General features: G+C 64.5%; 20 protein-coding genes and 1 tRNA gene. 14 read left to right on the top strand and 7 right to left on the bottom strand.

Annotation, left to right across the window (positions count from 1 at the left end):
- Window positions 1-147: 147 nt before the first annotated feature.
- From ACY8GK_RS12490 to ACY8GK_RS12480, 3 genes are all read left to right on the top strand, one after another.
- Window positions 148-486 carry a PA4575 family protein gene (locus ACY8GK_RS12490; RefSeq protein ID WP_196176929.1) on the top strand — a complete coding sequence of 113 codons (339 nt, stop codon included), beginning with the start codon at window positions 148-150 and terminating at the stop codon, window positions 484-486.
- 128 nt (window positions 487-614) lie between these two features.
- Window positions 615-1,103: a TIGR00645 family protein gene (locus ACY8GK_RS12485; protein WP_196176931.1), complete on the top strand. Its 489-nt coding sequence runs from the start codon at window positions 615-617 to the stop codon at window positions 1,101-1,103.
- A 150-nt stretch (window positions 1,104-1,253) separates the two neighbouring features.
- Window positions 1,254-1,871, top strand: coding sequence for an FKBP-type peptidyl-prolyl cis-trans isomerase (locus ACY8GK_RS12480; RefSeq protein ID WP_196176933.1), 618 nt, complete (start codon window positions 1,254-1,256; stop codon window positions 1,869-1,871).
- A 109-nt stretch (window positions 1,872-1,980) separates the two neighbouring features.
- Here the strand turns inward: ACY8GK_RS12480 and ACY8GK_RS12475 are convergent, their stop codons facing one another.
- From ACY8GK_RS12475 to ACY8GK_RS12465, 3 genes are all read right to left on the bottom strand, one after another.
- Window positions 1,981-2,226: a PA4570 family protein gene (locus tag ACY8GK_RS12475; protein ID WP_196176935.1), complete on the bottom strand. Its 246-nt coding sequence runs from the start codon at window positions 2,224-2,226 to the stop codon at window positions 1,981-1,983.
- 144 nt (window positions 2,227-2,370) lie between these two features.
- Window positions 2,371-2,712, bottom strand: a complete 342-nt coding sequence (locus ACY8GK_RS12470) for a zinc ribbon domain-containing protein YjdM (RefSeq protein WP_196176937.1) — start codon at window positions 2,710-2,712, stop codon at window positions 2,371-2,373.
- Window positions 2,713-2,891: 179 nt separating this feature from the next.
- Window positions 2,892-3,860, bottom strand: a complete 969-nt coding sequence (locus ACY8GK_RS12465) for a polyprenyl synthetase family protein (protein WP_462401362.1) — start codon at window positions 3,858-3,860, stop codon at window positions 2,892-2,894.
- Between the two features lie 246 nt (window positions 3,861-4,106).
- Here ACY8GK_RS12465 and rplU point away from each other — a divergent pair, with 246 nt between their 5' ends.
- From rplU to ACY8GK_RS12440, 5 genes are all read left to right on the top strand, one after another.
- Complete coding sequence (rplU, locus tag ACY8GK_RS12460; protein ID WP_196176941.1) at window positions 4,107-4,421, top strand: 50S ribosomal protein L21; 315 nt, start codon at window positions 4,107-4,109, stop codon at window positions 4,419-4,421.
- A gap of 37 nt (window positions 4,422-4,458) precedes the next feature.
- Window positions 4,459-4,716, top strand: a complete 258-nt coding sequence (rpmA, locus tag ACY8GK_RS12455; protein ID WP_196176943.1) for a 50S ribosomal protein L27 — start codon at window positions 4,459-4,461, stop codon at window positions 4,714-4,716.
- 186 nt (window positions 4,717-4,902) lie between these two features.
- Window positions 4,903-6,126: an Obg family GTPase CgtA gene (gene cgtA / locus ACY8GK_RS12450; protein WP_196176945.1), complete on the top strand. Its 1,224-nt coding sequence runs from the start codon at window positions 4,903-4,905 to the stop codon at window positions 6,124-6,126.
- Between the two features lie 75 nt (window positions 6,127-6,201).
- Window positions 6,202-7,320 carry a glutamate 5-kinase gene (proB, locus tag ACY8GK_RS12445; RefSeq protein WP_196176947.1) on the top strand — a complete coding sequence of 373 codons (1,119 nt, stop codon included), beginning with the start codon at window positions 6,202-6,204 and terminating at the stop codon, window positions 7,318-7,320.
- Window positions 7,321-7,330: 10 nt separating this feature from the next.
- A complete protein-coding gene (locus tag ACY8GK_RS12440; RefSeq protein WP_462401361.1) occupies window positions 7,331-7,786 on the top strand; it encodes a CreA family protein in 456 nt (151 codons plus the stop codon).
- 203 nt (window positions 7,787-7,989) lie between these two features.
- Here the strand turns inward: ACY8GK_RS12440 and mksF are convergent, their stop codons facing one another.
- From mksF to mksB, 3 genes are read right to left on the bottom strand one after another with little or no spacing between them, the layout of a single operon-like run.
- On the bottom strand, window positions 7,990-10,824 hold the full coding sequence (gene mksF, locus ACY8GK_RS12435) for an Mks condensin complex protein MksF (protein WP_462401360.1): 2,835 nt from the start codon (window positions 10,822-10,824) through the stop codon (window positions 7,990-7,992).
- Window positions 10,821-11,483 carry an Mks condensin complex protein MksE gene (mksE, locus tag ACY8GK_RS12430; protein WP_462401359.1) on the bottom strand — a complete coding sequence of 221 codons (663 nt, stop codon included), beginning with the start codon at window positions 11,481-11,483 and terminating at the stop codon, window positions 10,821-10,823. The genes mksF and mksE overlap by 4 nt, the downstream gene beginning before the upstream one ends.
- Window positions 11,473-12,750 (bottom strand): Mks condensin complex protein MksB, encoded by a 1,278-nt coding sequence (mksB, locus tag ACY8GK_RS12425; RefSeq protein ID WP_196176954.1) that lies wholly within the window; start codon window positions 12,748-12,750, stop codon window positions 11,473-11,475. Before mksB ends, mksE begins: the two co-directional genes overlap by 11 nt.
- Window positions 12,751-12,953: 203 nt before the next feature.
- Between mksB and ACY8GK_RS12420 the strand changes: the two genes are divergently transcribed.
- From ACY8GK_RS12420 to ACY8GK_RS12405, 4 genes are all read left to right on the top strand, one after another.
- Window positions 12,954-13,730 (top strand): energy transducer TonB, encoded by a 777-nt coding sequence (locus ACY8GK_RS12420; protein WP_196176956.1) that lies wholly within the window; start codon window positions 12,954-12,956, stop codon window positions 13,728-13,730.
- Window positions 13,727-14,182 carry a ribosomal protein S18-alanine N-acetyltransferase gene (gene rimI / locus ACY8GK_RS12415; protein ID WP_196176958.1) on the top strand — a complete coding sequence of 152 codons (456 nt, stop codon included), beginning with the start codon at window positions 13,727-13,729 and terminating at the stop codon, window positions 14,180-14,182. Before ACY8GK_RS12420 ends, rimI begins: the two co-directional genes overlap by 4 nt.
- A 53-nt stretch (window positions 14,183-14,235) precedes the next feature.
- Window positions 14,236-14,871: a carbonate dehydratase gene (gene can, locus ACY8GK_RS12410; RefSeq protein ID WP_196176960.1), complete on the top strand. Its 636-nt coding sequence runs from the start codon at window positions 14,236-14,238 to the stop codon at window positions 14,869-14,871.
- 200 nt (window positions 14,872-15,071) lie between these two features.
- Window positions 15,072-15,629, top strand: a complete 558-nt coding sequence (locus tag ACY8GK_RS12405) for a YcbK family protein (protein ID WP_462401358.1) — start codon at window positions 15,072-15,074, stop codon at window positions 15,627-15,629.
- Between the two features lie 62 nt (window positions 15,630-15,691).
- Here the strand turns inward: ACY8GK_RS12405 and ACY8GK_RS12400 are convergent.
- Window positions 15,692-15,768, bottom strand: a tRNA-Met gene (locus tag ACY8GK_RS12400).
- Window positions 15,769-16,024: 256 nt separating this feature from the next.
- Here ACY8GK_RS12400 and ACY8GK_RS12395 point away from each other — a divergent pair.
- Both ACY8GK_RS12395 and ACY8GK_RS12390 read left to right on the top strand, forming a co-directional pair.
- Entirely contained in the window at window positions 16,025-17,248 is a 1,224-nt protein-coding gene (locus tag ACY8GK_RS12395) for an MFS transporter (protein WP_196176964.1), read from the top strand.
- A gap of 61 nt (window positions 17,249-17,309) precedes the next feature.
- Window positions 17,310-17,447: a hypothetical protein gene (locus tag ACY8GK_RS12390; RefSeq protein WP_196176966.1), complete on the top strand. Its 138-nt coding sequence runs from the start codon at window positions 17,310-17,312 to the stop codon at window positions 17,445-17,447.
- Window positions 17,448-17,564: the final 117 nt, after the last annotated feature.

The following is a 17,564-nucleotide window of genomic DNA, read 5'->3' as shown; positions in this document are numbered from 1 at the left end:
CGGTGGCGCGGCGCATGACCGTCCAGCGCCGATCGTCCTGCGGCATGTCCGCTCGACTATGCTCAGAGGCAGGACGGTCGCGAAGTCCAGGAGGCAGCAGCCTGCGTCGCGGGCTGCACCCAGGGGATCTCGGAGGGAGACGCGGTCATGCGCAACCTCAGCCTTACACGCCAGTGCCTCGGCCTGGTGACCCGCATCGAATGCAGCATTCGCCCGCTGGCCGGCGACAATGGCATGTGGACCCTGCTGTTCGCCGCCGGCATGGCTGGCGAACAGCCGTCGGCGGTCAAGGCCCAAGGCCCGTTCCACGGTCCGCAGGTGGCCGAATCGGTGCTCAATGCCATCGTCGACAGCCTGACCTTGCATGGCTACCAGGTCGCCGAGGGGCCACAGATCTGGTGTACCCATCTGCAGGCACAGTTGCGCCGGATCAATGGCGAGCGCTGTCGCAACCTTGGCGACTACCAGTTCCATCCCGAACACTGATGCCGCAGCTGCCGGGGCGTGCGATGCGCCTGGACCCAGCGGCGACACAAGGCCACGGGCTTCTCTGTCACAGGTGGCATGGCTATACTCGGCCACGCTTTTTCGCCATCTGACGAGTCTTATCCCGCATGGAACGTATCCTCGAAAACGCGATGTATGCCTCGCGCTGGCTGCTCGCACCGATCTACTTCGGCCTGTCCCTTGGCCTGCTGGCCCTTGCGCTGAAATTCTTCCAGGAGGTGGTCCATGTCTTGCCCAACGTCTTTGCGTTGAGCGAGGCGGACCTGATCCTGGTGATCCTGTCGCTGATCGACATGTCGCTGGTTGGCGGCCTGCTGGTGATGGTGATGATCTCGGGCTACGAGAACTTCGTCTCCCAGCTGGATATCGACGAAAGCAAGGAAAAGCTCAACTGGCTGGGCAAGATGGACTCTTCCTCGCTGAAGATGAAGGTGGCCGCGTCGATCGTGGCCATTTCCTCGATCCACCTGCTGCGTGTGTTCATGGACGCCCAGAACATCTCCACCGACTACCTGATGTGGTACGTGATCATCCACATGACCTTCGTCGTCTCGGCGTTCGTCATGGGCTACCTGGACAAGCTGACCAAGCATTGACCTGAGCCGCGGATCGTTCGAGGGGCAGGCCGGCACGCTGGCTTGCCCCTCGTCGTGTCCGGTCCCTGACGAGCCGTCGCGATCGTGCTAGGCTGCTCGCCCATTTCATCAAGGGCGCGGCCTGGTTGCGCCCTGCAGCGGAGCACGCCAATGTCCGAACTCAACCTGTCCACCGACGAATCCCGCGTCAGCTACGGCATCGGCCGTCAGCTGGGTGGCCAGCTGCGCGACAACCCGCCACCAGGCGTCAGCCTGGACGCCATCCTGGCCGGCCTGACCGATGCCTTCCAGGGTCAGGACAGCCGCGTCAGCGAGTCTGACCTGTCGGCCAGCTTCAAGGCCATCCGGGAAATCATGCAGGCTGAGGCCGCGGCCAAGGCTGAAGCCGCCGCCGCCGCAGGCAAGCAGTACCTGGCCGAGAACGCCAAGCGCGAAGGCATCGTGACCCTGCCTTCGGGTCTGCAGTACGAAGTGCTGGCCAGCGGCGAAGGCACTAAGCCCGGCCGCGAAGACAGCGTGCGCACCCATTACCATGGCACCCTGATCGATGGCACCGTGTTCGACAGCTCCTACGATCGTGGCCAGCCGATCGAGTTTCCAGTCAGCGGCGTGATCGCCGGCTGGACCGAGGCCCTGCAGCTGATGAACGCCGGCAGCAAATGGCGCCTGCACGTACCGAGCGAGCTGGCCTACGGTGCCCAGGGTGCTGGCAGCATTCCGCCACATAGCGTACTGGTGTTCGACGTCGAGCTGCTCGACGTTCTGTAACTGAGCTTCGAGCTGCAAGCTGAAGCGGATCGGCGGTGTCGATGCGATTGCCAATCGCCGACTCGCCGCGATCTGCTTGGCTTGTGGCTTGTGGCTTGTGGCTCGCAAGCTAGCTCCACTCAGGCCCAACCGGCCGCAACGCCCTGGCATAACAGAACAGGAACAGGTTGCGCACCAGTTCCTTGAGCACCATCGGCTCGCTCGAACTCAGCCCTGAAAGGTCCAGGTCACCCTGGTCACGCAGTTCATCGAGGGCGTCTTCTTCGAGCACGGCGCAGACTTCGCCGGTTTCGCGGTGCAGGATGCGCAGGTAGGGATGAGGTCGATCAAGCCAGGCGTCGATCAGATAGGTCATGGCTGTTCTCCTTGGATGTTCGTTCCAATGAGAATAATTCTTATTATCAGAATAGCAAGAGCCTATTGGCGATTTCTTCCGAGCGGTCTCTCGGCGGATGTCGTGATGCGCCAGGATCGCATTGCGCGATCCTGGCAGTGCCGGTCAGACCTTGCGCACGAACTCCGACTTCAGCTTCATGGCGCCGATGCCGTCGATCTTGCAGTCGATGTCGTGGTCACCGTCGCACAGGCGAATGTTCTTCACCTTGGTGCCGACCTTGACCACCAGCGAGGATCCCTTGACCTTGAGGTCCTTGATCACGGTGACGGTATCGCCGTCTTGCAGGACATTGCCCACGGAGTCCTTCTTCACCGCTTCATCGTCGGCGCTTTGCTCGGTGTCGTGGGCTGACCATTCATGGGCGCACTCCGGGCAGACCAGCTGGGTGCCGTCCTCGTAGGTGTATTCGGAGTGGCATTGGGGGCAGGGCGGCAAGGTGCTCACGGGACTTCCTCGGTAGGCGAACAAAGGCGCACATTGTATAGGGTTTTGCAAAAGGCGTCATGAATGCATCGCCAGGCAGCCAGGCGCCGGCGCTGCCAGCGTTCGTGGCGGCCGGGCGGGCATGTCCGAGAGCGCAGGGGCTCCGCCAGGCGCGGGCGTGCCCGCGAGGCAAGGAGGGGTCAGTGGGTGCGGGCGACGGCGAATTCGCTCAGTTCGACCAGGGCATCCCGATACTGGCTGGCTGGCAGCACTTCGAGGCAGGCGATGGCGCGGGCGACATAGTCGCGGGCCATGCGCGCGGTGTAGTCGAGGGAGCCGGAAGCCTCGACGGCGCTGCGAATGCTTTCCAGGTCTTCGATGCCGCCTTTCTGGATGGCCTGGCGCACCAGCGCGGCCTGCTCGGCCGTACCTTCGCGCATGGTGTGGATCAGCGGCAGGGTGGGCTTGCCCTCGGCGAGATCGTCACCGACGTTCTTGCCCAGGGTGTGCGAGTCGCCCTTGTAGTCGAGCAGGTCGTCGACCAGTTGGAAGGCCACCCCCAGGTGATCGCCAAAGGTGCGCAGCGCCTCGCGCTGTTCGTCGCTGGCGCCGGCCAGGGCCGCGGCGCTGTGGGTGGACGCCTCGAACAGCATCGCGGTCTTGCCGCGGATGACCTCCATGTACACCTGTTCGGTGGTGCTGGCGTCACGCACGCGCGACAGCTGCAGCACTTCGCCCTCGGCGATCACCCGGGTGGCGTGGGAGAGGATCTGCATCACCGGCATCGAGCCGAGCTCGACCATCATCTCGAACGAGCGCGAATACAGGAAATCGCCCACCAGCACGCTCGGTGCGTTGCCCCACAGGGCGTTAGCGGTGGAGCGGCCGCGGCGCATGCCCGACATGTCGACCACGTCGTCGTGCAGCAGGGTGGCGGTATGCAGGAACTCGATCGTCGCCGCCAGCAGGCGCAAGTCGTCGTTGCGGTGGCCCAGGGCCTTGCCGCAGAGCAGCACCAGCAGCGGACGCAGGCGCTTGCCCCCGGCCGACGTGATATAGTCGCCGATCTTCGATACCAGCGGCACGCGCGAGGTCAGCTGCTTCTTGATGATCTCGTCGACGGCGCTGAAATCTTCAGCGACCGCGCGGTAGAAGGTTTGGGGTTGCATCGGCTGCTCCATTGAGGTTGCGCGGCATGCTAGGTCGCGGGTCCCGGTGTGTCAAGGCGCGGCGGCCGGCTGGCGGGGGCGGCACTTGCAAGGAGATTGCCGGTTGCGTACAATCGCGCACCCTAACTTTCCTGGGCAGCACCTGCCTTACGCAATTGCATCGGGGCCTTTCCAGCCCTGTGCAGCCATGCCAGCCAATACTCATCTTATAAAGAGCTGGGTGAGCAGGATTATCGGAGAAATACCATGTCTTACGCAGTAATCGTTACCGGCGGCAAGCAGTACAAAGTAGCCGAAGGTGAATACCTGAAGGTCGAGAAGCTGGAAGTCGCCACTGGCGAGTCCGTCACTTTCGATCGCGTCCTGCTGGTTGCCAACGGTGACGACGTCACCATCGGCGCGCCAGTGGTCGCTGGTGCCAAGGTCGTTGCCGAAGTCGTTTCGCAAGGCCGCCACGACAAGGTTCGCATCATCAAGTTCCGTCGTCGCAAGCACCACATGAAGCGTATGGGCCACCGCCAGTGGTTCACCGAGATCAAGATCACCGGTATCCAGGCTTAATCGCCAAGATCCCTTGAATTTATTGGAGAATTGAACCATGGCACACAAAAAGGCTGGTGGTAGTACTCGTAACGGTCGCGATTCAGAATCGAAACGCCTTGGCGTGAAGATGTATGGCGGCCAGGTCATCAAGGCCGGCAACATCATCGTCCGCCAGCGCGGCACCCAGTTCCACGCCGGTTTCGGCGTCGGCATGGGCAAGGATCACACCCTGTTCGCCAAGATCGAAGGCGTGATCAAGTTCGAGAAGAAGGGCGAGTTCGGCCGTCGCTATGTAAGCGTCGTCGCGGCCTGATCGAGCTGTCGCTGGAAAAGCCCCGTCATGCGACGGGGCTTTTTCGTTTGTGCTGAGCCTCTTGCAAAGCTGTTCGCATGGGCTGCCGGCGCTGGTATCTTCGGTCTACGGGGCAGCCGCGCTCATTTTTGCAAGAGCCTCATGTTTTGAGTCAATCAGCTCGTCTGTCGACGAGAGGCGGTTTTTATGAAGTTTGTTGACGAAGTATCGATCAGGGTCAAGGCCGGTGACGGCGGTAACGGTTGCATGAGCTTCCGCCGCGAGAAGTTCATCGAGAATGGCGGCCCCAACGGCGGTGACGGGGGCGACGGCGGCTCGGTGTTCGTGGTGGCCGACGAGAACCTCAATACCCTGGTCGACTACCGCTATACGCGCCACCACGAGGCCCAGCGCGGCTCCAATGGCGGCAGCACCGACTGCACCGGCAAGAAGGGCGAGGACCTGTTCCTGCGCGTGCCGGTCGGCACCACGGTGATCGACGCCTCGACCCAGGAAGTCATCGGTGACCTGGTCACCCCCGGGCAGAAACTGATGGTCGCCCAGGGTGGCTGGCACGGCCTGGGCAATACCCGCTTCAAGTCCAGCACCAACCGTGCGCCGCGCCAGACCACGCCGGGCAAGCCGGGCGAGCAGCGCGACCTGAAGATGGAGTTGAAGGTGCTGGCCGATGTGGGCCTGCTCGGCCTGCCGAATGCCGGCAAGAGCACCTTCATCCGCTCGGTGTCGGCTGCCAAGCCGAAAGTCGCCGACTACCCGTTCACCACCTTGGTGCCCAACCTCGGCGTGGTCAGTGTCGACCGCTGGAAGAGCTTCGTCATCGCCGACATTCCCGGCCTGATCGAGGGCGCTTCCGACGGTGCCGGGCTGGGGATCCGCTTCCTCAAGCACCTGGCACGTACCCGCGTGCTGCTCCACCTGGTCGACCTGGCCCCGCTCGATGGCAGCAGCCCGGCCGATGCCGCCGAGGTCATCATCAACGAGCTGACCCGCTTCAGCCCTTCGCTGGCTGAACGCGAGCGCTGGCTGGTGCTGAACAAGTCGGACATGCTGATGGACGACGAGCGCGACGAGCGCGTCAAGGAAGTGGTCGAGCGGCTGCAGTGGGAAGGGCCGGTCCATGTGATCTCGGCGATCTCCAAGCAGGGCACCGAGAAGCTCAGCCACGACATCATGCGCTACCTGGAAGACCGTGCCGATCGCCTGGCCAACGATCCGGCCTACGCCCAGGAGCTGGCCGAGCTCGACCAGCGTATCGAGGACGAGGCGCGCGCCCAGCTGCAGGCGCTCGACGATGCCCGCGCCCTGCGCCGCAGCGGTGTCAAGAGCGTGCATGACATCGGTGACGATGACGATTGGGATGATTACGAGGACGACGAAGACGGTCCGGAAATCATTTACGTGCGCGACTGATCGGTTGCAGTACACTGAACGCCGCTCCTTCGAGCGGCGTTTTGGTATCTAAAGATCGACATAGGTTGGAAGAAGATGCGAGACAAGGTGACAGGCGCGCGGCGCTGGGTCGTGAAGATCGGCAGCGCCCTGCTGACGGCCGATGGCAAGGGGCTCGACCGTGGCGCCATGGCTGTCTGGGTCGAACAGATGGTGGCACTGCGCGAAGCGGGCGTGGAGTTGGTGCTGGTATCCTCCGGGGCCGTTGCCGCTGGCATGAGCCAACTGGGCTGGAGCACTCGACCGAGCGCGATGAACGAGCTGCAGGCCGCGGCTTCGCTCGGTCAGATGCGCCTGGTGCAAGCCTGGGAGTCGAGCTTTGGCGAGCATGGCAAGCATACCGCGCAGATCCTTCTGACCCATGACGACCTGTCCGACCGCAAGCGTTACCTCAATGCCCGCAGTACCTTGCGTACCCTGGTCGAGCTGGGCGTGGTACCGGTGATCAACGAGAACGACACGGTGGTCACCGACGAGATCCGCTTCGGCGACAACGATACCCTGGCCGCCCTGGTGGCCAACCTGGTGGAAGCCGACCTGCTGGTCATCCTCACTGATCGTGACGGCATGTTCGATGCTGACCCGCGCAGCAATCCCGACGCTTCGCTGATCTTCGAAGCCCGCGCCGACGATCCATCGCTCGACGCCGTGGCGGGCGGCACCGGTGGCGCGCTGGGCCGTGGCGGCATGCAGACCAAGCTGCGTGCCGCGCGCCTGGCGGCGCGCTCCGGTGCCCATACCATCATCGTCGGCGGGCGCATCGAGCGGGTGCTGGACCGCCTGAAGGCCGGCGAGCGCCTTGGTACCTTGCTTTCACCCGAACGCGGCATGCTCGCGGCACGCAAGCAATGGCTGGCCGGTCACTTGCAGACCCGTGGCATCCTGGCCCTGGATGCCGGCGCCGTGCAGGCCCTGCGCGAGGCCAACAAGAGCCTGTTGCCGGTTGGAGTCAAGGCCGTGCAAGGCAGCTTCCGCCGGGGCGAGATGGTGATCTGCGTCGGCCCCGACGGCCAGGAAATCGCCCGTGGCCTGGCCAACTACAGTGCCCAGGAAGCGCAGAAGATCATCGGCCAGCCCTCCGATGCCATCCACGGCATCCTGGGGTACAGCGCCGAACCCGAGCTGGTGCATCGCGACAACCTGGTCCTGGTCTGAGGGGATGTGCATGTTGAAGAAGCTGTTAGCCGTGGCCGCGCTGGCGTTGCCGGCGCTTGCGAATGCCGAGCAGATCGGCCAGGTGTCGACGGTATTCAAGTTCGTCGGGCCGAACGATCGTATCGTGGTGGAGGCGTTCGACGATCCGAAGGTCGAAGGGGTGACCTGCTACCTGTCGCGTGCCAAGACTGGCGGAATCAAGGGCGGGCTGGGTCTGGCCGAGGATCGCGCCGAAGCGTCGATCGCCTGTCGCCAGGTCGGGCCGATCCGCTTCAAGGGCGAGCTCAAGGAGGGCGAGTCGGTATTCAAGGAGCGCACCTCGTTGGTGTTCAAGACCATGCAGGTGGTGCGCTTTTTCGACCAGAAGCGCAATACCCTGGTGTATCTGGTTTACAGCGACCGGGTGATCGAGGGCAGCCCGCAGAATGCGGTGACGGCGATCCCGATCCTGCCTTGGACGAAATAGCCTCGGTGGAGGCACAAGGTCCCGGACTGCGTGGTACGCAGAGGCGGATACCGGTGTTGTCCCCCAGCTCCCGAGGCCGCGAAGCGGCCTCAGGTTTCTCCATCCTGCTGGCACGACCTGCGCATTAGCGAGCTGGCTTGCAAGCCTGCCAGCTCTCGAGGCCGGGCTACCGCTCCCGCACGATCACCGATGCGCCGAACCCTTCAGGCCATCTCGCCGGCCTCGACCTGCTCCTGGCCAACCCCTGGCGCTTCTTCCAGGCGGCTGATGTACTTCCAGTCCGCCTCGTCGATATAGATCCCGTTCGGTCCGCTGCCGCCTTCCAGGTCGATGGCCACCCGCGCCGAAACCTGCGGCTTGACGCTGGCCAGGATCGGTACGAAGCCCAGTTGCTGGCTGGTTTCGAGCAGGGCCGCCTGGTTGCGCTCGTCGATGTCGGCGGCCTCGTCGAGGTAGTAGGGCAGGCGAATACGGCTGGCCAGGTCGCGGTCCATCAGGTGCAGCAACAGGTACATGTTGGTTAGCGCCTTGATGGTCATGGTGGTGCCGTTGGACGCGGCCCCATCGATGTCGGCGTGGATCACCGGCTGGCTGTTGACCTTGGTGATCTCGAACGCCAGCTCGAACAGGTCCTTGAGCCCAAGCTGGTTATGGTTGGCCGCCACCAGCCGTGCCAGGTATTCCTTGGCCTGCTCGTTCTTCTGGTCCTGATCCGCGCTCTGGGTCAGGTCGAAGACCGACAGCGTCTCGCCTTCCTCGTACTGCCCGGCGCTGTGGATGATCTGGTCGATGTGCCGCAGGGCTTCCTTGTTCGGTGCCAGTACCACGCGGAAGCTTTCCAGGTTGGAGACCTGGCGCTTGTTGATTTCGCGGTTGAACAACGCCAGCTGGTGTTCCAGGCTGTCGTAGTCGCTGCGGATGTTGCGCAAGGTCCGGGCGATGTCGGTCACTGCCGCGCGACGCGCCTTGGCCAGGGTCAGGGCTTCGTCGCTGCGGTGGGCATAGGCGTTGATCAGCAGCTCGAGACGACGCTCCAGGTCGTCCTCGCTGTCGAACTTGGCCACGCCCTTGAGACGCACCTGGGCGTACAGCGCCTCGATCTGGTTGTCCACGCGTTGCAGGCTCTGCCAGCTGTCCTGGTAATCGTTGAGCAGTGGCAGCAGGTTGTCCATGGAGTCGTCCAGCGCTTCCATGAACGGCGTGCCGGGCGGTAGGTCGGCCGGCAGCAGCTGGCGACGACGCAGCGCATCGTCGAGGGTGCGCTGTCGGGCTTCGAGGTCGGCGAGCTGGCGCGCGACCAGCTGCAGCTTGGCCGAAAGCTGCTGGACGCGCTCGGTGAAGGCATCGCTGGAGCGCTTGAGTTCGTCCTGCGCGGCCTCCAGCTGGGCCAGCTGTTCGATCTTCTGCGCCTCTTCGACCGCCAGCGTCTGCGCGCGCCGATAGTCCTCGAGTGCCTTTTGCGCGTCGAGCACCGCCTGGTAGAGCGTTTCGGCCTGGGCCTTGCTCGCCGAGCGGTCGGCGGTCACGCTCTGCTGGGTCCTGAGCTGCCTGAGTTCCTTTTCCAGACGGTCCTTCTGCTCGCGCAAGGCGGCGCGATCAGCCAGGGCCTGCAAGGCCGGTGGGTCGATGTGCGACAGGTCGATGGCCAGGCCCGGCGCGACGAAACGCTCGCCCTTGAAACCTGCGAGTAGCGCCTGGAGCGACTTCACCCATTGTTCGCCGTCTTCGAGCTCGATGCCGTTCGCGCCCAGCGGCAGGCTGAACAGCGCACCGTTGAACAGCCGCATCAGGCGCTCGACATCCTGCTGGGAAAACTCCTCGCGCAGCCGGGCATAGCTGTTGTTGTCGGCATGCTCGAGCTGTTGCCTGACCGACTTGAGGCGGCTCTCCAGGTCGCGGACCCGCTCGCCAAGGTCTTCGGCGCTGAACTGCCGAGACTGGGCCAGGGCGCCGGCCAGTTCGTCATGGGCGTCCTTGGCTGCCAGCAGCTGCCGCTCCAGCACCTTGGCATCCTCGACCAGGGCGAAGCGATGCCTGAGCCCCGCCAGTTCGCCAAGCCAGCGCTGGAGGCCGGCAATCTCGCGCTCCAGGCGCATCAGCTCCTGGGTGCTGTTGCGCTGGTCGTTCTGCAGGCGGTCCTGTTCGTTGCGATAGTGCTCGCTCTGGATGAGCAGTTCTTCCTTGCGCGCCATGGCGTAGTCCTGCCAGGTGCCCAGCAGGTTGTCGAGCAAGGGCGAGATGCGATGCAGCTTGCCGCGCAGGACGTCGCGCTGGGCGACGCCGCCGGCCAGTGCCTCGATCAGCGGGCCGGCGGCGACCAGGGCACTATAGTCCTGCTCCATGCGCCGTACGTCGCGGAAGGCTTCCTCGCAGGCTGCGATGTAGTCGACGCTGCCAGAGCGCAGGCTGTGCTCGAAGGCGTCGAGGAACAGCTGCTTGAGCTTGGCGGCGGTGATCTCGCGCATGTGCAGCAGGTTGATGAACAGCGCGCGGAAGGTCTTGAGGCTCTGCTCGCTGGTCGAGCGCAGCGGGATCAGCGTCAGGTCCAGCGGTACCGAGGTATGGCCACCGACCAGCAGGCGGCGCAGCTCGTCGGGCTTGACTTCGTGGGCCTTCAGGCCGTTGCGCTCGAGGCTGGCGAACAGTTCCTTCTGCCGCAGGCAGGTGTCGTCCTTCTGGTAGTGGGTCAGGTCCAGTTCGCCGGCATAGGCGAAGAATTGATGGCCGAAGCCGCCGCCCGGACCACGGCCCACGACCCCGACCACATGCGGGCCATGCGGCAGGTTCAGCTCGCAGAGGATGTAGCTGGTGTCACTGGCGAAATAGAAGCGCCGCGACTGCTCGAGGCTGTACTTGCCGAAACTCATGTCCGACATGCGCGCCAGGATCGGGAACTGCAAGGCGTTGATCGAGGCGGACTTGCCCAGGTTGTTGGCGCCGTAGATCGACAAGGGCTCTTCCAGGGGGAACAGGCCGAGGCTGTAGCCGGCGGTATTGAGCAGCGCGAAGCGGCGGATGCCGTAGCGTTCCTGGCTCATGCGTCGATCTCCCGTCGTTCGCGGATGGCCCGGGCCAGCGCGTCCTGCTCGCTGTCCTCGGACAGGACACTGTCGTCATCCTCGCTCAACATCGGCGTCGGCAACGGCAGGTCGCCGTGCAAGGTCGCCGCCAGGTCGCGGTCCTGCTGGACCGACAGGCAGACGTCGAGGAAACGATGCATGGGTGGCAGGAAGCGGTAGATGCCACCTTCTTCGTGGGCGAAGCCCAGCTGGGTCATGCGTCGCAGGATCTTTTCCTCCAGCTCCTCGACCGATTGCACTTCGGCTTGCAGAAACAGGTCGCGGTACTTGTCCAGCAGCGAAGGCAGCTCGTCGCGCCCGACGCTGCCGCCGTCGATCACGGCGATCGGATCGCGTCCCTGGTCGGCCAGGTGTTCGACCAGGATGAAAGTGAACAGCGACAGCCGCTGGGCGGTCTTGTTGACCTGGGCCGCGGCTTGCTCGGGCACGAAGTAGTAGAAGCCGCGGGTATCGCAGACCAGTTCGAAGCCCAGGGCCTTGAACAGGCTGCGGTACTGGTCCTGGAAGTTCGACAGCTGGGCGTACGACTCCGGATCGCGGCGGCTGATGTGAAAGCCCTTGAGCAGCTCGCGGAAGATCGGCGCGAGCTGGGACAGTTCGGAAAGATCAAGATGCATGGGCAGTGTCTGGCTTGGATTCTGGCGGGCAGGTGCGACTGGAGGCCAGGGCGAACGAGCGCAGGCTGACCTTGTGGTGGCAAGTGGTGTATTCGCGCCGTTCGAGGCGCTGGCGGCTGAAGCGTCTTTCCCGCGACAGGCGCGAGAACCAGTACAACAGTTCGTCGGTGGCGCCGTCCGGTTCCTGCTCCAGCAGCCAGAGCATCAGGTCCGGCAAGGGCAGGGCATCCTCGCAGCGCTGGAGCATTTCCCTGACCGTGCGCGGGGCGCGGGTCTGCTGGTCGCCTTCGCTCTTGTGCGCCTTGGGAAAGCGCGCTGGCTTGGGCTCGAAGCGGGCCAGCGCATAGACATAGGCCTCGACCTGGCTGGCACTGCCAAGGAAGGTGCTCTGCGGCCGAGTGAACAGGGGCAGCGCCGCCTGGGGCACGGCGTCCAGGCCTTTGCGCCGGATCACCGACAAGGCCAGCGCCGCGCCACGCGTCACGGCATTGTGCCGGCGCGCCTCTTCGCGCAGCGGCAACAGCAGTTCGCGGGCATGGCGCAAGGTCAGCTGGGCGCTGGTCTGCATCTCGAGGATGCGCGCATGGGTGCGTACCAGCATGTCGTCATCCACCAGGTGACCGAGCCGGGCCTGCTCGCCCAGCAGCTTCAGCAACACCGTCTCGACCTTGCGTACACCTTGCTCGAAAGCGCCATCGGCGTTGACCAGCTGGATCATCGGCTCGACGTACTCGTCCCAGGTCGCCAGCACCTCGGCATAGCGCTGGCGCAGCGGGATCTGGCGATTGCTGGTCTTGGCCCGCTCGGCCACGGCGACCAGGGCCTGCTCGTCGTTGTCGAGCTTCTTCAGCACATCGCGCACGCGCATGTCCAGCAACCGCAGCTGACGCGCCAGGTCGTCGCTGTCGCGGTTGTCGAAGGCGTCCTGAATATGCCCGGCCAGGCGCTCCAGGTGGCGCAGGTAGGCCTCGATCTCCAGGCACAGGCCCAGGCGATGCTCGCGGCGCAGGTAGGCGAGGAAGTCGTGGATCTGGGCGTTGAGCTCGAAGCGATTGGGACTCTTGGCCACCGGGACGAGGATGTCCAGGCGAATCCAGGTATCGAGCAGCTGGGTGATGTCCTGCGCGGTGCTTTCGACCTGTTGCCGTGCCAGTTGCTGGCGCAGCTCGACCAGGCTCAGGGTACCCTGGTCGAAGCGTTCGCACAGTGGCTCGAGCAAGGCCCAGTGTTCGGCTAGGGCGCGCAGGACGCGCTTGGGTTCGATCATTGGCGGTCGACTCGTTGCCGGGTGAAAAAGGTCGATTGTACTGCATCGGTGGGACCGGGGTTCATGCCATGGTCGACTGCCGGTCGGCCAAGCCGTCGCGGCGTCTGGCGAGGCGGCCTGCAGGGTCCGCCGAGCGTCGCTGCCATGGTCTTCGCGATACGCTAGAATGGCCGGCCGTTTCCCTTTTTCCGGATGACCGTGCCGTGCTGACCGAGCCTCGCCGCCGCGCCTACTTGAATGCCATGCAGGTGGTGCACTGGCTGCCGCGTGCCGAATTGCCGTTCGCCGCGCCGTCGCGAGCAGCGCTGCTGTTGCCCGTGGCGGCCGCCGCGATGCCGCAGCCGCAGGGCCTGCCGCCGGCGAGCCAGGCGCCGGCGATGCCCCAGGCACGTAGCAGCGAGCGGCCGAAGATCGACATTGCGCGACCGCTGGCCAAGGCCGTGCCCAAGCCGCCCGCCGAGCAGGAGTCGGCGCCTGTGCCCGAACGGCCTGTCCAGGCGCCGCCGCCGCGCTTCGCCTTGCAGCTGTTGCGCGCCGGCCGTTGCCTGCTGCTGGTCGAACTGGCGACCGGCCAGGCCTTCCAGAGCCGCGATCCATCCTACCTGCTGCTCAAGGACATGCTGCGCGCCGCCGGCTTGCCGGACGCGCCGCAGCTCATTGGCGAGCCGGTCCGCTGGCCATTGCTGCTGCGCGGCAACCTGGACCAGGGGCCGGAGGCGGCGCGCGACTTCGTCCAGAGCTTCATCCAGGCGCGCCTGGAAGAGTCGCCTTGCGCCTGCCTGTGGCTGGTTGGCCTGCCGGCCGTGCGCTTCGCCGGCCAGGTCGACGAGCAGGCCTATTACCGCGAACTGTCGATCGATGGCCTGGGCGCTGCCTGGGCGTTGCCCGGCCTTGAACTGTTGATGGACGAGCCGCAGCGCAAGGCGGACGTCTGGCAAGCGATGCGCCGGCTGATGGCGCGCTGGAAGAGCGTTGAATGAGTGAATCGATCAGCTTCCGCCCGATGACCGAGGCGGACCTGGATGCGGTGTTGAAGATCGAATATGCCGCGTTCAGCCATCCATGGACCCGTGGCATCTTTCAGGATGCGCTCAAGTCCTACGAAGTGTGGCTGATGTTCGATGGCGAGCAGCAGGTTGGCCATGGCGTGATCAACGTGATCATCGACGAGGCGCACCTGCTCAACATTACCGTCAAGCCCGAGAATCAGGGGCGCGGCCTTGGCTTGCGCTTGCTCCAGCACCTGATGGCGCGGGCCTGGCAGCTCAACGGTCGCGAATGCTTCCTGGAAGTTCGTGCCAGCAACCAGGCGGCCTACCGGCTGTACGAACGCTACGGGTTCAACGAGGTCGGTCGGCGCCGGGACTACTATCCCGTGGCCGGCGGTCGTGAAGACGCCCTGGTGATGGCCTGCACCCTGCTCGAGGAGTGACCTTGCGCCAGGGCCGTGCAGTCTTACCGCAGTACCCTTGAAGAGGCACGACCATGCACGACCTGCAGGAACTGATCGACAACAATGCACGCTGGGCCGACGCGATCAACCAGCGCGACCCGGACTTCTTCGCCAAGCTGGCGCGCCAGCAGACCCCCGAGTTTCTCTGGATCGGCTGTTCCGACGCGCGCGTGCCGGCCAACGAGATCGTCGGCATGCTGCCGGGCGACCTGTTCGTCCATCGCAACGTCGCCAACGTGGTCCTGCATACCGACCTGAACTGCCTGTCGGTGATCCAGTACGCGGTGGACGTGCTCAAGGTCAGGCACATCCTGGTCACCGGCCACTATGGGTGCGGCGGTGTGCGCGCGGCGATGCAGGATCGCCAGTTCGGCCTGATCGATGGCTGGCTGCGTTCGATCCGCGACCTCTACTACGAGAAGCGCGGCGAACTGGCCAAGCTCGATGACGAGGAGGCGCGGGTCGACCGCCTGTGCGAGCTCAACGTGATCCAGCAGGTGGCCAACGTCGCCCATACCAGCATCGTCCAGAACGCCTGGCATCGCGGTCAGGAACTGTCGGTGCACGGCTGCATCTATGGCATCAAGGATGGCCGCTGGAAGAGCCTGGATACCACCATCAGCGGGTTCGCCCAGGTGCCGCCGCAGTATCGGTTGCGACCGGTCTAGGTGGTGGCTCGGCCCCCTGGTGTTGCGCATGCCTGCGGGTCGGTGCTTGTGATAGGTCGGCGCTGGAACGCCGGACCGGCCGCGATGGCCCGCAGAGCGGGTCTCGGGATCTGACGGCACTTCGGTCTGCCAGGTCCCGAAGCCGCTGCGCGTCCTGTCGCGGCACTGCGGTCGCTATACACACAGACAGGGCCGTCGCCATGAACCCCAGCATCAAACCCTTGCTCCTCAGCCTTTTCCTGCTTGCCCCGCAGTGCGCCTCGGCCGATGAGCGGGACCTGTGGATGTTCGCCCGGTGGGCCGGCGACAACCCGACGCGCCCATTCCGGGACATGCTGGTAGAGGCCCGACTCTATGGCGTGGTACCGATTCACCAGCTGTTGCGTTCGGCCTCGGACTGGCGAACATGCCGGGCAGCTCCTTTTGCGGTGCCGCCGGCCAGCCAGTGGCCGGCCGTGCGGAACACGCTGCGACTGCTCAGGACGCTGTCCGACCAAGGGCTGTTGCGACAGTTCGAAGTGGTCTCGGCCTATCGCGATCCGCGCCTGAATGCGTGCGCGGGCGGCGCGCCGCACAGTGCGCACATGCGCGCCTTCGCCGTGGACGTGCTGTTACCCGAAGGGGCCGATCCCAGCCTGCTATGTCGGTTCTGGCGGCAGCAAGGCAGGGCGTGGAGCATGGGCCTGGGCCGCTATCCATCCGGGCGGATCCATGTCGATACGGCAGGTTACCGTACTTGGGGCGCATGCCAGCCATGACGCTCCAGGCCTTTTCCAAGGCAAAGAAAAAGGGCCTACCTTTCGGTAAGCCCTTTTCAATATGGTGGCTACACAGGGACTTGAACCCCGGACACCGGCATTATGAATGCCGTGCTCTAACCGACTGAGCTATGTAGCCAAGTGGCGCGCATTATTCGCCTGAAACGCGAAGCTGTCAACACCCTTGGTAAAAAAAATACGTCCGATCAACCGGTTAGCCGGAAATCCCTGGCGCGCCAGCAACCACTGCCAATGCCTGCACATGTGGACGCTTGCGTCGAGCTGATATCGAGCACGCTTTCCATGCCTGTGCTCGACAACAGGTAAAAAGAGTGGTTTTGTGTCGAGTTGTTTCGCGATACTTGGATCCCGATCAAGCGGACGGACGTTTCCCAATGGCCATGAGCAGTACCCAGACCACGACAGCCGCCAACGCCACGCCTGCCCAAGGCAGCTCGCTGGTGATGCGCATCATCGCCTTCTGCGCCCTGGCGCATCTGATCAACGACCTGATCCAGGCGGTATTGCCAGCGATCTATCCCATGCTCAAGGCCAACTATGACTTGAGCTTCGCGCAGATCGGCATGATCACCTTGACGTTCCAGATCACCGCGTCGCTGTTGCAGCCCTGGGTCGGCTTCTATACCGACCGCAGGCCGACGCCGAACCTGCTGCCGATCGGTACCTTGTGCACCTTGGTCGGCATCCTCATGCTGGCCTTCGTCGGCAGCTTCCCGATGATCCTGCTGGCTTCGGCGCTGGTGGGCATCGGCTCGTCGACCTTCCACCCGGAGACCTCGCGCATCGCGCGGCTGGCCTCGGGCGGGCGCTTTGGCCTGGCCCAGTCGAGTTTCCAGGTCGGTGGCAACGCCGGCTCGGCGTTCGGCCCGCTGCTGGCGGCGGCCATCGTGATTCCCTTCGGCCAGAGCCATGTGGCCTGGTTCGGCCTGGCCGGGCTGTTCTTCTTCGGCGTGACCTTGCTGCTGCGTCGCTGGTACAAGGATCACCTCAACCAGTTCAAGGCACGCAAGGGCCAGCAGGCCAGCCACGGCTTGTCCCGCCAACGGGTGATGCTGGCGCTGGTGGTGCTCGGCCTGCTGGTATTTTCCAAGTATTTCTACATGGCCAGCCTGACCAGCTATTACACCTTCTACCTGATCGAGAAGTTCGACCTGTCGGTGGCCAGCTCCCAGTTGCACCTGTTCCTGTTCCTCGGCGCGGTGGCGGCCGGGACCTTCTTCGGTGGCCCCATCGGTGACCGGATCGGCCGCAAGGCGGTGATCTGGTTCTCGATCCTTGGCGTTGCGCCGTTCACCCTGGCGCTGCCGTATGCCGACCTGTTCTGGACCACCGTGCTGAGCCTGGTGATCGGCTTCATCCTGGCCTCGGCGTTCTCGGCCATCGTGGTCTACGCCCAGGAGTTGGTGCCTGGCAATGTCGGTATGGTGGCGGGGATCTTCTTTGGTCTGATGTTCGGTTTCGGTGGCATCGGCGCGGCCTTGCTGGGCTACCTGGCCGACCTGCACGGCATCGAGTACGTCTACGGCCTGTGCTCGTTCCTGCCGCTGTTCGGCCTGTTGGCGGTGTTCCTGCCGTCGACCGGCAAGCGCCGAGGGTGATTGACGAGGCGGCCGGCGCTGGCCTAGAGTGCCGCCTCCTCATTCCCTGAAACCGACCGCAATGCCACGTTCGAGCCATCTCCGCCCGGATTGCCAGCCTGACGCCCGCATGGCCTGTCATGCCTGGCCGCGCGACACGGTGCTCAAGCGTCGACGCAGCGTGCTGTTCGCCTTCACCTTCTCGCCTCATCTTCCCTGATCTGAGCGACACGCTCGTGCCATCGCCTGCCTGGCGCATCCGGGCGGCGAGGTCCTGCATCTTTCGAAGATTTCCGGCCTAACGGGCACCGGTTGCAGGTGCATCGGCCAAGAGGAG

Source organism: Pseudomonas sp. Marseille-QA0332 (genome assembly GCF_054950175.1).
This window is presented reverse-complemented; position numbering and strand designations above follow the sequence as displayed.